Genomic DNA, 16,434 nt, shown 5'->3' on the forward strand with positions numbered 1-16,434 from the left:
GTGACTGGATTAACGACCTAATCGTGAGCCGATGACTGAAACGACACCGCAAGATTCAGATCGTAGTATTGATACCCAGGCGAGCGGGTTTGAGGCTGTGCGACAGGCGCACCAAAGCGAAATGGTTGAGGACTACGTTGAACTTATTGCGGAGTTGATCCATCAGAATGGCACTGCGCGCCCGGTCGAAATAGCCGAGCGGTTGGGCGTAACCCAACCTACGGTTTCGAAGAATTTGGCCCGTTTGAAACGAGAAGGTTTCATAGAACAAATTCCCTACCGCTCACTTCAACTGACCGATGCCGGGCGTCAATTGGCGGAAGCCTGTAGAAGGCGTCACCGAATTGTCGTGGATTTCCTGATCGCCTTGGGTGTTTCAAAGGAAGTCGCAGAGCATGATGCTGAAGGTATTGAGCATCATGTAAGCGAAGAGACCCTTGCAGTTTTTAAAGGGTTCGTTGGGCGGACTGAGGAAACAAAGTAGAAACTAAAAACCTAAGTTGTGCTGGCGAATTCTGACACTCTTAGTTTTAGAAAGACTAAGACCACTTAAACCTTTGTTGGGCCGTTACACTAGCCCCGCACGAACACTTGTCGCATCTGAAAAGCGAAAAATGAGCGGATTTAGTGATTGAATCTTTTCCCAAGCGGCCAAGGTAAAAATCGGTCTAGCTCATTTTTTTCATTGGGGATCGAAACCTTTAGCCGCAGTGGCCTTACTACAGCAGCTATCCCCCAACTGAATTGGCGGACACGGTACAGTTGCGTAGGAACAAAAGACACAGCAATCGCCCTCCAACGGTTTCAAAACTGCCTCGCATGATTTGCATTCATAAAACCACTGGCACGAGTCAGTTGGCATTTTCTCGGTTTCAACGTGCCCACACCGAGGGCAGGTCAAATTGCTATCGAGCATCACAGTTTGATTTGTCATTGTCTCACATCCGCATGATTAGATAGTCATTGATTTGAGCCTCATTGAACACGATGACCCATGCCAACGCGGTAGTCGCCGTGCTTCCGACAAGCCACCATTTCAGATTTGCCAACGTCCCGTTTAGATGCGCTAAGAACCACGAAACCGCGACCAGCGCTGTTGAGACGGCGAGAACATAGTAGCTTGCCGCCGCTATTTTTCCGAATACTGCCAACCAACTGCCGCCCAAGCCTAACAACATCATGGCCATTGGAAGAACACAGCATGTTGCGACGCCCAGAGCTGAAACCGATCCCAAGTAGCTGAGGTTCACGTATTTCTTCATCTTTTGCTCCCGAGATGCTCGATTTGATTGTGTTGAAGCACCGGTATTCAGAGCGTATAACTCCTGTAGTAACTACAGGATCAAGTGGAGGCACTTCACATGATTGCGATAGGTGAGGCTTCCCGGCAATCCGGGGTTGGCATAGAAACCATCCGCTACTACGAACGCGAAGGTATCGTACCAAGACCTGTGCGAGCTCTGAACAATCGTCGCCTCTATTCAGCAAGCGATGTGGGAAGACTTCGATTTTTGAAGAGGTGCCGCGACCTGGGATTTCCTCTCCCAGACGCAAAGGCGCTTTTAGAGCTGTCAGAAGGAAGTGCCGAAGACTGCCGGTCGGTGAAAGAGCTGGCCGAGGCGCATATTTCTAGCGTTCGAAGCAAGATTGATGAGCTCAGACGTCTGGAGTACGCCTTGAGTGAGCTTACTGCCAATTGTGATAGTGGTAACGTTCACTGCCCGATGCTGCAAAGTCTGCGAACGATGGATGATATCTGACTCTGGACACTGGGCGGAAACTCAGGGTCTGAGATTTAGCCAGATCACCTCAGACCAAGGTCTGTGGTGCGGTAACAGATTGTAGTTCATAGTCGATTTCACGATGAGAGCGAAAGTAACTGACCTGACGATTGGCAATTGGTCGTTGTCGCGAGTCTTTCTTGCGGCAAGTATCTTCGTGATGGGTACTGCTACCGCAATCGTTGGGGTCTGGGTGTCTAATCGAATTCAGAACGCAGTCGTGCAAAACTCCGCCAACTCCGCAGCGCTGTATATGGAAAGCGTAGTTTCCCCGCTCAGCCAGGAATTGGCACATGGCGACCGCCTTTCTGAGCAGGCGAGCCTGGCGCTGGATGAGATATTCATGACCCAGCCAATGCGTGACCGTATCGTTTCCTACAAATTCTGGAAGCAAGGTGGTGTGATTGCGCATGCCTCGGATACAGACATCATAGGAAACCGTTTCAATCCAACGGATGATTTAAGGCGAGCGTGGAACGGTGATATCTCCGGCTCTTTCGAAGAGCTTGATCATGCCGAGAGCGCCGCCGAGGCGGCATTGGGGATACCACTGCTTGAAGTTTACAGCCCCATCCGCGAACTCTGGTCCGGCGAAATCATCGCAGTTGCGGAGTTCTACGAAAGAGCTGACCAGCTTGAGTTAGACTTAGCCAAGGCTAGGCGAACAAGTTGGTTGGTCGTCGGCTCCGCATTTCTGGCAAGTACAATTGTTTTGTATTCCATCGTCGCAATTGGCGACAAAACAATTCGACGACAGGGGTCTCTTCTTAAACAGCGGTTGAAAGAAAGTGAGAAGATGGCTGAGCAGAATGCGCTGCTGCGGTCGCGTGTGGTCGAGGCGTCAGAAAGATATACCACGCAAACAGATCGGTTCCTCAAGAATCTTGGAGCTGAGCTACATGATGGCCCTGCGCAATACCTGTCGCTCGCCGCCCTTAGACTGGAGGCGGCGTTTTCCAAAGAGTCGGAAAGGCCTAAAGAGGCAGTGGAAATTCAGCAGTCTTTGCAAAAATCGCTGGCTGAAATTCGTGCAATTTCGCGAGGGCTGTCCGCGCCAGATATCGATAGCCTGTCACTCGTCGATGTTGTGAAGAGAGCCGTAGAGGATCACGCCGAACACAGCCCGTTGCGACCGGATATTTCATTCCTGGGCAGCCAGGCCCCAGAGTTGTCATTGTCCGACAAACTGTGCGTTTTTCGGTTCCTCCAGGAAACGCTTTCCAATGCCGCTAGATATGCTCCAGCTTCCAAGTGCACTGTTATCGCTGAGGCGCAGAACGACCGCATAGTTGTAAAGATCACAGACGACGGACCAGGATTTGACAGGTCAGAAGAAACCGCGTTGCGAGACGATGGTGGCCAGGGGCTTATGGGCTTGCGAGATCGGGTCGAGAGTATTGGTGGCAGGTTCGACGTCGCATCGAGACCGGGCGAAGGCACCACCATAGCTATGACACTATTTCCCAGAAAGTTAGGCACATCATGACTACATCTGTCGTAATAGCCGATGATCACCCGATATTCAGGGATGGTTTGCAACGCACGTTGGATGAAGCAGATGGCTTCGAAGTTTTAGCCGCTGGGTCCAGTGCTGAAGAGGCAGTATCGCTGGTCGGCACGCATCAGCCGGACATAGCTATTCTTGACCTCTCGATGCCCGGTGGCGGGATAAGCGCGACACGTAAAATCGCGGCAATGGCAAATCCACCCGTCATTGCAATCTTGACGGTCTCAGAGAACAGCGGCGATGTCGCGGACGCCTTGGAGGCGGGTGCGATTGGGTACATTGTGAAGGGAGTAACCGCGAGCGAACTAACCGCTTCTTTACGCAGCATCGCCGCAGGTGAAGGGTTCGTTTCTCCTGGCTTGGCCTCGCGGGTACTTCTTCAAATCAACGCTGACACCGGCATGTCTGTTAACAGCAGCATTCTAGATGACCTTACACATCGTGAGGAAGAAATACTGAGACGTGTGGCCAAAGGACTGAGTAATCGTGAAATCGCTGACGAGTTAGACCTCCAGGAAAAGACCGTGAAGCACTACATGACCGCAGTTCTGTCCAAGCTTCATGCGCGAAATCGGGTAGAGGCCGCGCTCATTGCACATGATGTTTGGAACAAGGGAGAATAGCTGCGGTCTCTTTGGCGACGGTGGCGGCCCCTCACCAAAAAGAAGCCGCCAACGGATTATCGACTGGAATTGCAGCTCAGTTGGCGACCGACTGTAACCTCCGGCGATCAGAGGCCGTTGCGTTTCTTTCAACAACAGTCCGGTTGTAAGGGTCTTTCAACTCGTAACGCCCAAACTCGATCTCCTCTTTCCAACCATTGGCATAATTCACTTCGATATTGTTGCCTTGGCGTTCGATTTTCGTGGGTCGACTTCCAGCAGTGCCACCTTGTCCAGATGAGCGTACATTGTCGATTGAGATACCATTCGCCAAGGACCGAAGCCTTGAAACATCAGCGCCGGTCGCGGCGCGCTCCTCAACAGTTCGGTTCTGAGCATTCTTTCTCTCATACCGCCCGTTTTCGATCTCTTCCTTGGTTCCGTCCGAGTAACGCACCTCAATGCCGTTGGCGTTCGTTTCGACCTTTGTTATCCCAGCCGAACCCGACGATTTGCCCCCTGAATTAGACTTATCCTTCTTTCCGCTGCCCTTATTGGAGCGTTTGGAGTCATCATCGTCATTATCGTCATCATCATCGTCTCTATCGTCATCACGATCATCATCTCGGTCGTCGTCTCGATCATCGTCTCTATCGTCATCACGATCATCATCTCGGTCGCCACCACGGCCGCTATTACCCGACCCCGAGTTATCATCCCGATCGTCGTCGCGATCATCATCCCTGTCATCGTCGCGATCATCATCCCTGTCATCGTCACGATCATCATCCCGGTCATCGTCACGATCATCCCCGTCTTTCCCTTTGCCGCTTTTGGCAAAGGCATATGACGGTTCAAAATGTAGGCGGCCATCGTCATCAAAGGTTGGCACATAAGGCGTCGCGGCAATCAACGAAGCCAACGCCGCGGTACTTAGAAGTTGACCCAGCTTTCTTTGAATTTTCAATTTCACCTCCAATTTTGATCGTCACGCTTCATGACATTGGAGACAGGCTACTACCGGCCCGACTTTCCCACATCGGGCTTAGGTCTGACGAATTTCAAGCCGAACGTCTTAATCAGATCAGTCAAACCAATAGATTCTTTGCAGAACCAAATGAGCAGTTCAGTGGGGATTAACCCCGTCGCCTTTCAACTCGTCATCAGGTTCGAGGTGAATGACAAAGACGGAACCCGGGTACAGACACTCTAGTTCTTCCTCTATGTCGTTACATATATCGTGCGCTGCGCTGACTGGCATTGTGCCGTCCACAACAAGGTGAAACTCTACAAAGATAACATTCGCGGATCTGCGCCCTTTTAGGTCATGATACTCTAAGGCTGTGCCGAGGTTTGCTTCGATTGCATTAGAAACAGTCTGCAAGTCATGTTCCGATAGGCTCACATCCATCAGGCCATCGACGGATGCCCGAATAACTTTCCAACCCTCCCACAATATGTTCAGCGCAACAAGAATTGCCAGGATCGGGTCAAGGATCAACCAGCCGGTGACAAGCGCTAGTATCAGTCCTGCGACGACACCAACAGAAGTCATAACATCCGTAAAAATGTGGCGGGAGCTCGCTTCCAAGGCGGGCGATCCCTCGCGCCTACCTGTCCTAAGCAAGAGGTAGGCCCATGCACCGTTCACACCCGTTGCAACGATATTGACGGCAATTCCAAGCAGCGGCGCATCCTCAAGATGCGGGTTCGGGAGCACCAGTACAGCTTCTCTGATGATCAAGAACGCCGCTAACACAATCAGCGCGCCCTCAACCACGGCTGAAAGATACTCCGCTTTTTTATGACCAAAGGGGTGGTTTTGGTCAGGGGGCTTATTGGCAACCCGAACTGCGAAATACGCCAACAAAGCCGCGACAACATTCACGGTTGATTCCATTGCGTCTGACAACAAAGCCACCGAACCTGTCAGCCACCAAGCCAACAGTTTCAGGGCCAGTACCGCAATGGATATCGGGATAGACCAAAGAGCGATTTTTTGTGTCATTTGGTCGCGACCCTCAGTCAATTATGAACAGAAACTCGGGTGATTGGTGAGCTCCGATGTTCAAAACGTAAAACAGGTGTTTGGCGAAAAGGGAATAGGTCTTACGGCATCCTATTGGCGACAGCATCTGGTCGCCGCTGCGTGGCGCCAAACGACTGTTATTCGGATGAAAGCCCGGTCGACGAAACAGGAACAGCCTTGAGATAGGCTGCAATCGCCAAACGGTCCTCATCCGTCAGCCGTGAGGTGTTCTCGATGACGTCCACCATCTCACCACCCGCACTGTCATAGTCTGGTGTAAAGCCAGATTTTAAGTATTCGGCAATGTCTGCCTCTGACCAATCAAGCTGGTCTGAGGTTAAGCCGGGGATACGACCTTTCCCGTTTGGATTTGGTGCACCCGTCAGCCAAAGGTCTCGTTTCAGGCCCCCTAAACCATTTCGCGGGGTATGGCATTCAGCGCAATGACCCAGCGCCTCGACCAAATACCTGCCATGTTTTTGTTGGTCGGTCAGATCACCTTCGACCACCCAGCCTGATGACATGAACAAGAGCTTCCATCCCCCCAGTCCGCGCCGAGCGCTGAAAGGAAAACCTACTTCATGTGCAACACTTTCGGTTGCGGCCGCTGGCAGCGTGCCGAGGAATGCGTGTAGCGAAACCACGTCTTCGGCCGACATGTTGGCGTAAGAGGTATAGGGAAACGCTGGGAAATAGTGCTGCCCTTCGGGTCCGGTTCCATGGATCAAGGCATTGGCCAGATCCAGGGCAGACCAGGATCCGATACCAGTTTCCGGGTCACTGGAAATGTTGGGGGCAATGAACGTGCCGAATTCCGTCTCAAACCGGCGACCACCAGCCAGCGCGAGCTTGTCTTCACCGACCGCATCCGGCGCTGAATGACAGGATGCGCATCCTGCCGCGTGGAACACGATTTCACCTCTGGCAAGATCTGGGTTCAAACCGTCGAGTCGTGATTGTTCCATTCGTTGAGGTCGGGTCAGCACCAAACCGGCCAACCCGACCAACACAATGACGATTGCGACAAAGAAAAGAAAGCGCCGCACCGTCAGTGCCCAATCAGTTCTTTGGAGCTCTGTATGCTTTGTGACATGCCGAACAGCTTCCGCCCAGATCGCCCATCGCTGCTTTTAGGGCATCAACATCTTGACCTGCCGCAGCCTGCATCGCAACAGCGGCGTCTGCCATGGCCTGCCCTTTCGCACCAACGTCAGGGAAGTTCTCCCAGATCGCAGGCAACGCACGGGTGGTCGAATCGGACACATTGTCAGATCCCTGGGGCCACATCGCGGATTGGTCGATTTGTGTCAGTACAACAAGATTATTCGCGGCCCGAGTTGCGGCCTCGGCATTATAATCGACCTCTCCCTTAGCCATTCCGCCAAGTGTACCAAGATTGAAGGCATAGAGTTGCATGATTGAGGTACGAGCTTTCACAGCCGGGTTTTCACTTTCTTGGGCGATGGCTGTGCCAATGGCGGCCAATGACAAAAGACCTGCCGCGAATACTGAGAACTTCTTCTTCATGATGTGTCTCCCTGTTTAATGCTCCGAATGTTAGCTTGAACAATTTTTCTTGTAATTGTTTGTTATTGGTCGTCACTTGTTAATTTATGAACAACGAAAACTGGGATGATATTCGGTACGCGCTCGCCGTAAGCAAATACGGCTCACTCAATGCAGCGGCAGCGGCACTGGGCGTCACGCATGCGACCGTGTTGCGAAGGGTGGCCGCATTCGAAGAGCGCAATAGCTGTGTGATTTTCCAGAAAAGCCCTTCGGGATACTCCGCCCTGCCCGAGGCCAGAGCAGTTCTGTCGGCTATGGAAAGCGTCGAAGATGCGGTGCTATCGGTCGAACGTGCGCTTGTAGGAGCAAACCGGTCTCCGGTAGGTCACGTACGTATCGCGTCAACTGACAGCCTTTGCCAGCTTGTTTTGCCCCAAATACTTAAAGAGATATCCCAGTTATACCCTGGCTTGGAGCTGACTTTATTGAGCGGCAACAGCCATCATGATTTATCGAGATTAACTGCGGACATCGCCGTAAGACCCTCCATAAAACTTGAAGAAGGGCTTGTTGGGGAACGCGCAGGTACGCTGTCATTTGGAGTTTTCGACGACGGCGGCACCAATCGAAAATGGTTGCGGCTTGATGGGGCATTGAGTCGTTCTCTTCCAGCAAAATGGCTGGCCGATCATGTCAGTGCGGATGAAATGACCAACGGAGCAGATAGCTTCTTAGTGCTTCAGCAGATGGCTGCATCCGGGGTGGGCAGAGCGTTTCTGCCCTTGTTCATCGGGAACGCGGACCCTCGGCTTCAGCTATCGAGCGAGATGGATCCTGGAATTGATGTTCCACTGTGGGTCGCGACACTTGATGAAATAGCACACACTCCGAGGTTTGCCATTGTACAACGAGCTTTGGTTGATCGCATAGCCAACAAAATACTCTGCCGCTGAGAACAACGGGAAGTCGCGCCCTCGCTCGGGCGGACTGTACGCTTTCAGGCCTTCAAGGGTTTCGTCCGGTGGCAGGAAGCGCGCGATCATTAAGGTTACTAACGTCGCAAAAGGCGCGGCTGACCTCTAAGGCAACCCCATTGTTCGCTGCCTGACCTACAAATCAGCTTTGATTTTCCGAAAGGGAAGTCAGATCAAACCAAACAGTCCGTCGGAGCATGAACTGGAGGCGGTGGGTTAGTTTATGAAGCAAATGTCAAATTCAACTAATGTCTAACATTGGGGGCGTCTTCTGATGACGAACGTCCACCGCTTGTCTGGTCCAACTATGACGGTTAGGTCGGGTTCGCTTGACTTTAAACAACAGGAATGTGGGGAGACATATAGCTTTGCGATTCGATAGATATTAGTTTACTGATTTTATATGTTATTTTTCCTCAGAGGAGCGCAGACACTAACATTCGCAAGTCAAGGCATTTCCGATTAGTCAGCGCCCTTCTTAGAATTTCTAAGGTATTAGCTGCGTCTCGACCAATGAGCAAACGCGCTTCTCTCTGACATCCACTGTGGTTTGTGCCGGCTGGTGATCAGAGCCCGTAATAGGCCTTCGGCATCATCCATAGCCTCGCTCGTTTCGCAAATCGTGATGCCCAGGTCGTCTAAATTCGTTTTGTAGAGCTCCGAACAACGAGTCGTGTGGCGAGCTCTTCGGATTTAGGTGCCTGATCAGAAGCGATCCAATCGGCTAGCGCGTCTGCTGCTCGTTCACCCATCTTAGAAACAGGTAGATGCACGCTTGTCAGAGGCGGAACGGTCACGGACGAAATTGGAAGGTCGTCAACGCCCATCATAGAAATCTGGTCCGGGACGCTGATGTTTTGCGCTTGAAGACCGAGCAAAACCCCAAGCGCAACGACGTCAGATAGGCATAAAATTGCATCTGGCTTGGTGTTTAGACCGCCGAGGTGTTTTGCAACGTTTACTCCGCCCTGATGGCTGATCTCGGTTTCGAAGGTTGAAAGATTTCCAGCGAAGGGAAAGGTTGTAATGCCTGCAAGGCGAGCTCGTGTGCGATCATTGTCGTGAACCGGGCCATGTACGACAGCAATGTCCCGATGTCCGAGATCTGCAAGGTGCTGCAATGCAAGTTGCGCCGCGGCTGCGTTATCATACCCGATGGTCGGCAACGGGTTTTCGGGGTCAAAGAAAGACGTAATGATTGTTGGCAACATAGTGCGCTCGATCAGATCGAGCAGCGCGGCATTGTGTGTGGCTCCGGTGATAATCAGCCCCTCAGCTCCGATATCCAGCAGGCTTTTGGCTTTCTTGGCTTCGATATCCAGATTTGCCTCGGTGGTTGCTACGATCAGTGACAATTGGTGGTCCGACAGCTTGCGCTCTAGCGCCGCAAGAAAGCGGGCAAAGATTGCGTTGTCCAGAGTTGGGACCAATGCGCCGACAAATCTAGTGCGTCCGGAGTTGATCGCGCGCGCGGCCGCACTTGGGACAAATTTGAGGTCAGCGATGGTGGCTTGAACTTTTTCCAGAGTATCTTTCTTAACCACACTCGGTTCGTTCAACACGCGCGACACCGTCGCGACAGACACGCCCGCAGCCTTTGCTACATCTCTGAGATTTGCGCGTTTTTTAGGCTCTGGGGCTTTTTGCATCGTAGGATTTGGTGTCCATTTCGCGGATTTCTGAGTAAAGAGTTGACATATGTAACTAGTTTCATCAACCTCTGTAACTAGTTACATTTTGGGAATTCAGCAGCAATATGCAGGGGTCATCCGTCTTACACGCGTTTACCAACTCGGGGTTTGACAGCCCTGGCCGCCTGTTTCCTGGGTTTCAGAACGCTTCTGACACCCGCATGCACATCCTTACCGCACGTGAGGCTGTTCGACTGGTCGTAAAGCACGGTGATTTGCTTTCGATAGAAGGGGTTGGTCCAAAGCAAGCACTGGATGTTGTGGCGTTCACCACTGATGGAAAGTCGGGACTGGCGGCGCTGAGTTTGACAGCAACCGGGCACGTCAAATGGGACGATTTTGATAGTACACAGCTCCTGACTTGGGTTACGGCGCATGGCGGCAGTCGGCAGGTTCCCTGTCACAGGCTGGACCATATACCCGAGCCGCTGATTCTCCGCGCAGACCACACGGTTACTGTCTGGGTGATCCGTACAACCGCGGTCACAGGGTTGATTGAAGGCAGTGCGACCGGGAACATCACAGTCTTGCACAAACCAGCAATGGTCAAAGGGCCGCCTTTGCCACCTTTGCTGGGTGATACACGGGACGAATTCACCGTGCAACGCGGTAGCGCTCTGGCCTATGAACTGAAGGCTGGAGAATTTGTTCAAATCATCGACATTGAAGGCCAGCAGTGTTCTGACTTCATGGCGCTGCGAACTGATGGGCTGGATCGTGGCCAGGAATGGATGATCGATTCAACTGCCACTCGGTCGATGGTGCGCCGTGCCTATCCCGGCCCCGGCTTGCTGGACAAGTTCTTTGATCGTGACATGCGCCCGCTGTTGAACGTAGTGCAGGATACCTGCGGTCGGCATGACACATTCGGACTAGCCTGTACCGCTCGCGGGTATGAAGAGCGAGGGTTCCCCGGCCATCTGAACTGTTCGGATAATATGTCAAACGCCTTGGCCCCTTACGGCGTTTCACAGCGGGCTGCGTGGCCTGCAATCAACTTCTTCTGGAATACATGGATCGACCCGACGAACCATCACATACTAACCGAGGAATCCTACTCGCGTCCCGGTGACTATGTCGCCATGCGCGCGCTTGAGGATCTGGTTTGCGTCTCGACCGCCTGCCCGGACGACATTGATCCCATCAATGGCTGGAACCCGACCGATGTGCATGTACGCATCTACCGCCCCAAAACGCCCATCCGCCGTGCGGTTGCCTATCGTGAAAAGGAAGACGCGCCCATGTCGATCAGTCAGGAGTCGGCCTTTCACGACCGTCTGGCCCCGTTAACCCAGCATTTCGCACCTGCGCGCGACCTATGGGCGCCCGTCAGTTACCCTGCCCACGGCACGTTGGGTGAATACTGGGCCTGTCGCGAGGCGGTGACTGTTCAGGACATGAGCGGGCTTCGCAAATTCGATATTGTCGGCCCGGATGCCGAGGCTCTGATGCAATTGGCCACCACGCGCAATGTGGCGAAGCTATCGGTCTGGCGCGGGTCTTATACATTGATGTGTGACGAGAGCGGCTCGGTGATCGACGATGGCACCCTGTTCCGACTTGCGCCCGAAATCTTCCGTTGGTGTTGCGGCACCGAGGAAAGCGGGCGCGCGTTGCAAGAACTGGCCGATGCGCGTGGCCTGCAAGTGCGGATCCATGCGCTGCGTGGAGCAATGCCCAACCTGGCCATTCAAGGGCCAAAGTCGCGCGAACTGCTACGCAAGATCGCCTTTACGCAACCGCATGTGCCAGGCTTGGATCATCTGAAATGGTTCGGCGTCACCGTCGCGCGGCTACGTGACCGCGAGGGTGCGCCGTTTATGCTGTCACGCTCGGGGTATACCGGTGAGTTGGGGTATGAGGTCTTCTGTTCCAAATCCGACGCCGTTGCGATCTGGGATGCGGTGATGGCGGCTGGGGAAGAGTTTGGGATCACGCCAATGGGCTCGGCCGCCCTGGACATCATCCGGATAGAGGCAGGGCTGGCCGCGGCCAATGCCGAATTTGCGCCGGGTGTCGATGCCTTTGAGGCTGGTCTTGGCTTCGCCGTCGATCTGACAAAAACCGAATTCACTGGAAAAGCCGCACTGGAACGCAACCTGCGCGAGCCACGTCGGGCGCTTAAAGGGCTTTTAATCGGATGCGATGATGTGCCAGCGCACGGTGCACCCGTCTATACAGGTGAACGGCAAGTAGGAGTGGTAACGTCTGCCACCCGATCACCGACGCTGGAACACGCAATCGCAATGGCACGGTTATCCATCGAACACGCGGAAAACGGCACTCAACTTGAGATCGGTCAACTCGACGGGCGGATGAAACGCCTGCGCGCCACCGTCTCGGATATTCCATTCATAGACCCGCAACGTAAGCGGGCGCGCGCCTGAAGGCGCATGCAACTCAACGCAACGGGAGAAAGTACATGAAAAAACTGAAACTTATTGCAACCTTGACCTTTGCTTTCGGCGCAACAACGGCGATGGCACAAGAAAAGGTTATGGTGGGCGAGCCCAGCTGGCCCGGTGCCAAAATAATGAGCCGTGTGATCGGCCAGATCATTGAGACCCGCTTGGGTGGAGAAGCTGGCTATGCCCCCGGAGCAAACGCGGTGATCTTTGCCGCCATGGATGGCGGTCGTGGTGACATCGACGTACACCCGGATGTTTGGCTGCCGAACCAGTCGTCCTTTACGGATGAATATGTCGATCAGAAAGGCACCGTAGGTTTGTCCTCAGGCAGTTACGAAGGCCGCGCTGGGATTTGCGTGCCAAACTACATGGTCGAAGATCACAACATCCGTTCGATCTACGACCTGGCGACACCCGTCGCGCAAGAGCTGTTTGACTCCGATGGCGACGGCATGGGTGAGGTCTGGGTTGGTGCCTCGGGCTGGGCCTCGACCAACACGTTCAAGGTGCGGGTGCGGGATTATGGGATCGAGACATTTCTGACGCCGACCACCGAAGACGAAACCGTGTTCTATTCCCGTCTGAAAGATCAGATCGACCAGAAGAAAGGCGCGGCCTTCTACTGCTACGCGCCACACTACGTACACGCCTTATATGATGTGACCATTCTGGAAGAGCCCGAGCACGACGCGGCCACCTACAAGATGGTTCAGCCCGATCAGGATGCCGATTGGTATAACAAATCCCATGTCAGCACGGGTGAACCGGTCAAAACCGTGACAGTAGCGCATTCGAAATCGCTGGAACAGCGCAACCCGGCAGCGGCCTCTTTCCTTGCCAATATCGACATGGATGCGGGAGAGCTAAGCGGTCTGACTTATGAAGTCGTAGTCAAGGGCCGTGACACGGATGAAGTCGTAGCCGAATGGATCGCCGCCAACGGCGATATCGTCGACGGTTGGCTGGGACTGACGACCAACTAAAGCCCATGCGCCCCTGACTATCGGGGGCGCGAACCAACACAATTCCAATGGGGCCAATATGACAGCGGAAATAGCAATCGACGCAAAAGGCGTGTGGAAAGTTTTCGGTACACGCTCGCAGGAGGCTTTGAACGCTATCCACAGCGAGGGCCTGAGCAAGGCTGAGGTGCTGGAACGCTTCAACTGCGTTGTCGGCGTGGCTGATGCCAGCTTTGAGATCGAACGAGGTGAACTGTTCTGCGTCATGGGCCTGTCGGGTTCGGGTAAATCGACCCTTGTGCGTCATGTGAACCGTCTGCTGGAGCCCACTGACGGCCATATCTATCTGGATGGCGAGGATGTGATGGGCCTGAACGATGAAGGTCTGCGCGATCTGCGTAACCGGCGCGTTGCGATGGTGTTCCAGAACTTTGGCCTGATGCCTCACCGCACAGTCCGCGACAATGTAGCAATGCCGCTGGAAATTCGCGGAACCGGGAAAGCACGCCGCTGGGAAGAAGCGGACCGGGTGCTGGAGCTGGTTGAACTGAACGGTTGGGAAGACAAATACGCACATGAGCTGTCAGGCGGTATGCAACAACGCGTGGGACTGGCCCGTGCGATCGCTGCAGACCCTGAAATCCTTTTGATGGATGAGCCGTTCTCGGCCCTAGACCCGCTAATCCGCAAGCAGTTGCAGGATCAGTTCATGGACCTCAGTCACAAGCTGAACAAAACCACGATGTTTATCACCCACGACCTGGATGAAGCAATCCGCATCGGCCACCGCATCGCGATCATGAAGGACGGGCGCATCGTGCAGGTCGGCACGCCGGAAGAGATCATACTCAACCCCGCCGACGACTATGTGGCCGACTTTGTGGCGGGAATTTCGAAACTCAATATGATCTTCGCCCATGCGGTCATGAAACCGGTCGATGAGTTCGAGGCGCATCACGGCGAACTCCCGGAGGATGCCAAAGAGGCTCACCCAGATATGGATCTGTCCGACCTGATGAACCTCTGCGTGGACGGACATGGAGTCGTAGCTGTGACGCAGGATGGCAAGACGGTAGGTGTTATTAACCGTGCGGGTTTGATCCGCGCTATTCAGGACAGTCAGGCGTAAGGGCAACGATATGAAACATGTTGATACGCAACAGATCCAACCGGAAACCGCCGACCGCCTGAATGGGCTAATAGGAGATTTTGTCGGTCAGGGGAACGCCTATTACCAGAAGACCTTCGCCTATATGATGCAGGCCCCAGGCTATCGCTTTACTTTAAACACAGCTGCAGCAATCCTCGGGCCGATCTGGTTTGGTGCACGCGGGCTGTGGTCGTGGTTTCTCGGGTTTTTAGTTTTGGAAACGCTGGCCTACATCCAGATCGGTCTGGGTTTGTTTGGTGATCTTGGACGCGAGTTCCGCGAGCGGGCGATACAGATCGAGCAGACACTGGAGCTGCGCCGACAGCAGATTGCAGCGGCGGAGCAATCCGGGTCGACCACGTTGGAGTCGTTGAAACGCGCGGCGGAATCACTTGAAGGAGCTCTGGCTGGCGCGCAGGAGGCCGCACGCACAGCGGACTCGACCGGTTTCACGTATCTGATCATTGGGATCGCCCTTCTGCTGGCAGTCAAGTTTTTAGCTGCTTCGCTGGCCAACTGGACGCTTGAAGGTCAATTCGCGCGCTGGCGTTCAGACCCAAGTGTAGCCCATGGCTGGTCTATCTCTCGTCTGATTGTGGCAACGGCGTTGACCGCTGTGGTGGTGATCCTGTCTATGATCAAATTTGCACAACCGGACGCGGTGGCTGTGCTCAAGACCTTCCCAACCAACCGGGACTGGCGTCTGAACGTAGGCGATGGTGTGCAAGCGGTGTTCGAGTGGACCAAGACAGCCGGGCGCGGCTTCTTTGATGGTCTGACCTATGGGATGCGCACCCTGCTGGACTGGATCGAGGTTGTGCTGGTCGATACCCCCTGGCCGGTCGTAGCTTTGGTGATCATCATGCTGGCTTACCTGTCGGCTGGTCCCCGTGTGGCGATCTTCACCGGAGCCGCGCTGGCCTATCTAGGCCTGCTGGATTTTTGGGAAAAGGCGATGACTACAATCGCCCTGTTGGGCGCCGCGGCGCTGATTTCGATCACGCTGGGCATTCCATTGGGTATCTATTGCGCCCGTCGCCCACGTGCTTTTGCCATCGTGCGGCCCATTCTAGATTTCATGCAGTCAATGCCCTCCTTCGTCTACTTGATCCCGGTGGTGGCTTTTATTGGATCTGGAAAGCCTGCGGGCGTAGTTGCAACCATGATTTTCGGTAGCCCTCCGGTAATCCGCTTTACCGTACTTGGCCTGCAGCAAGTCCCTGAAACTGTGCGGGAAGCCGCGTTGGCCTTTGGAGCAACGCCTCGTTACCTGCTATGGCGGGTAGACCTACCCTTGGCGCACAAGACCATCATGGCAGGTGTGAACCAGACTATCCTGATGTCTCTGGCAATGGTTGTAGTCGCCTCGCTGATCGGCGCCAAGGGTTTGGGCGAGGACGTGCTAGAGGCACTGCAATACGCAGCGGCGGGACAAGGAATTCTGGCCGGTTTGGCAATCTTGTTCTGCGCGTTAATCTTGGATCGGATTGTGGCCGGAAGAAAATAACAATTGTGGCAAACGCACGATCATCCGACTGAAGTTCTAAGTGTGTTTTCAAAGCCAGTAGGTGGCGGGCACTGATCACACCTGTGTTTGAGCCTCGTCTCAAAAAAAGACCCGGATGAAATCTGGTGGCTCGGCAAGTGGTCCCACCGTCACGAAATCGTTTTTCACACGCGACCGACTAGACGCAAATCCAATGCGCCGACTCGTAGCATCCTGAAAAACGCTGATCCAGAAAACCTTGTCGGGCCCGATGATCGCGAACCCCACCACTATTATTGATGAGCATGTGCGAAGGAGCATCAACTTTGCTCAGC

General features: G+C 53.9%; 16 protein-coding genes. 9 read left to right on the forward strand and 7 right to left on the reverse strand.

The window, feature by feature from the left end:
- Window positions 1-31 precede the first annotated feature (31 nt).
- Window positions 32-484: a manganese-binding transcriptional regulator MntR gene (mntR, locus tag ACR0MJ_RS14775; protein WP_170565619.1), complete on the forward strand. Its 453-nt coding sequence runs from the start codon at window positions 32-34 to the stop codon at window positions 482-484.
- Between the two features lie 198 nt (window positions 485-682).
- Here the strand turns inward: mntR and ACR0MJ_RS14780 are convergent, their stop codons facing one another.
- Both ACR0MJ_RS14780 and ACR0MJ_RS14785 read right to left on the reverse strand, forming a co-directional pair.
- A complete protein-coding gene (locus tag ACR0MJ_RS14780; protein WP_480761508.1) occupies window positions 683-934 on the reverse strand; it encodes a GDCCVxC domain-containing (seleno)protein in 252 nt (83 codons plus the stop codon).
- A 4-nt stretch (window positions 935-938) separates the two neighbouring features.
- Complete coding sequence (locus tag ACR0MJ_RS14785; protein ID WP_170509939.1) at window positions 939-1,262, reverse strand: hypothetical protein; 324 nt, start codon at window positions 1,260-1,262, stop codon at window positions 939-941.
- Between the two features lie 99 nt (window positions 1,263-1,361).
- Between ACR0MJ_RS14785 and ACR0MJ_RS14790 the strand changes: the two genes are divergently transcribed.
- The 3 genes from ACR0MJ_RS14790 (at window position 1,362) to ACR0MJ_RS14800 (ending at window position 3,911) form a co-directional block, all read left to right on the forward strand.
- The gene (locus tag ACR0MJ_RS14790) at window positions 1,362-1,760 is read left to right on the forward strand and encodes a MerR family transcriptional regulator (RefSeq protein ID WP_480734792.1); all 399 of its coding nucleotides are present in this window, start codon (window positions 1,362-1,364) and stop codon (window positions 1,758-1,760) included.
- Window positions 1,761-1,863: 103 nt separating this feature from the next.
- Window positions 1,864-3,267, forward strand: a complete 1,404-nt coding sequence (locus ACR0MJ_RS14795) for a sensor histidine kinase (protein WP_480761511.1) — start codon at window positions 1,864-1,866, stop codon at window positions 3,265-3,267.
- Window positions 3,264-3,911 carry a response regulator gene (locus ACR0MJ_RS14800; RefSeq protein ID WP_170392761.1) on the forward strand — a complete coding sequence of 216 codons (648 nt, stop codon included), beginning with the start codon at window positions 3,264-3,266 and terminating at the stop codon, window positions 3,909-3,911. Before ACR0MJ_RS14795 ends, ACR0MJ_RS14800 begins: the two co-directional genes overlap by 4 nt.
- A 76-nt stretch (window positions 3,912-3,987) precedes the next feature.
- Here ACR0MJ_RS14800 and ACR0MJ_RS14805 read toward each other — a convergent pair whose 3' ends face one another.
- The 4 genes from ACR0MJ_RS14805 to ACR0MJ_RS14820 all read right to left on the reverse strand — a co-directional run bounded on the left by ACR0MJ_RS14805 (window position 3,988) and on the right by ACR0MJ_RS14820 (window position 7,446).
- The gene (locus ACR0MJ_RS14805) at window positions 3,988-4,857 is read right to left on the reverse strand and encodes a hypothetical protein (protein ID WP_480761512.1); all 870 of its coding nucleotides are present in this window, start codon (window positions 4,855-4,857) and stop codon (window positions 3,988-3,990) included.
- 159 nt (window positions 4,858-5,016) lie between these two features.
- The gene (locus ACR0MJ_RS14810; RefSeq protein WP_480761513.1) at window positions 5,017-5,898 is read right to left on the reverse strand and encodes a cation diffusion facilitator family transporter; all 882 of its coding nucleotides are present in this window, start codon (window positions 5,896-5,898) and stop codon (window positions 5,017-5,019) included.
- Between the two features lie 158 nt (window positions 5,899-6,056).
- The gene (locus ACR0MJ_RS14815; RefSeq protein WP_480761514.1) at window positions 6,057-6,965 is read right to left on the reverse strand and encodes a cytochrome c; all 909 of its coding nucleotides are present in this window, start codon (window positions 6,963-6,965) and stop codon (window positions 6,057-6,059) included.
- Window positions 6,966-6,978: 13 nt separating this feature from the next.
- Window positions 6,979-7,446 carry a c-type cytochrome gene (locus tag ACR0MJ_RS14820; protein WP_480587810.1) on the reverse strand — a complete coding sequence of 156 codons (468 nt, stop codon included), beginning with the start codon at window positions 7,444-7,446 and terminating at the stop codon, window positions 6,979-6,981.
- Between the two features lie 86 nt (window positions 7,447-7,532).
- On the opposite strand from ACR0MJ_RS14820, the gene ACR0MJ_RS14825 reads away from it, so the two are divergent.
- A complete protein-coding gene (locus tag ACR0MJ_RS14825) occupies window positions 7,533-8,381 on the forward strand; it encodes a LysR family transcriptional regulator (protein WP_480761515.1) in 849 nt (282 codons plus the stop codon).
- A 659-nt stretch (window positions 8,382-9,040) separates the two neighbouring features.
- Here ACR0MJ_RS14825 and ACR0MJ_RS14830 read toward each other — a convergent pair.
- Entirely contained in the window at window positions 9,041-10,051 is a 1,011-nt protein-coding gene (locus tag ACR0MJ_RS14830) for a LacI family DNA-binding transcriptional regulator (RefSeq protein WP_170625029.1), read from the reverse strand.
- A 203-nt stretch (window positions 10,052-10,254) separates the two neighbouring features.
- Here ACR0MJ_RS14830 and ACR0MJ_RS14835 point away from each other — a divergent pair, with 203 nt between their 5' ends.
- Genes ACR0MJ_RS14835 through ACR0MJ_RS14850 form a run of 4 tightly spaced genes read left to right on the forward strand, consistent with a single transcriptional unit; the run spans window position 10,255 to window position 16,120 of the window.
- Window positions 10,255-12,480, forward strand: a complete 2,226-nt coding sequence (locus ACR0MJ_RS14835) for a DUF1989 domain-containing protein (RefSeq protein ID WP_480761517.1) — start codon at window positions 10,255-10,257, stop codon at window positions 12,478-12,480.
- Window positions 12,481-12,515: 35 nt separating this feature from the next.
- Complete coding sequence (locus ACR0MJ_RS14840) at window positions 12,516-13,484, forward strand: ABC transporter substrate-binding protein (RefSeq protein ID WP_170392767.1); 969 nt, start codon at window positions 12,516-12,518, stop codon at window positions 13,482-13,484.
- A gap of 58 nt (window positions 13,485-13,542) precedes the next feature.
- Entirely contained in the window at window positions 13,543-14,592 is a 1,050-nt protein-coding gene (locus tag ACR0MJ_RS14845) for a quaternary amine ABC transporter ATP-binding protein (RefSeq protein WP_480761519.1), read from the forward strand.
- Window positions 14,593-14,602: 10 nt separating this feature from the next.
- Window positions 14,603-16,120, forward strand: coding sequence for an ABC transporter permease (locus tag ACR0MJ_RS14850; protein ID WP_480761521.1), 1,518 nt, complete (start codon window positions 14,603-14,605; stop codon window positions 16,118-16,120).
- Window positions 16,121-16,434: the final 314 nt, after the last annotated feature.

It is taken from the genome of Ruegeria sp. C6 (genome assembly GCF_056537625.1).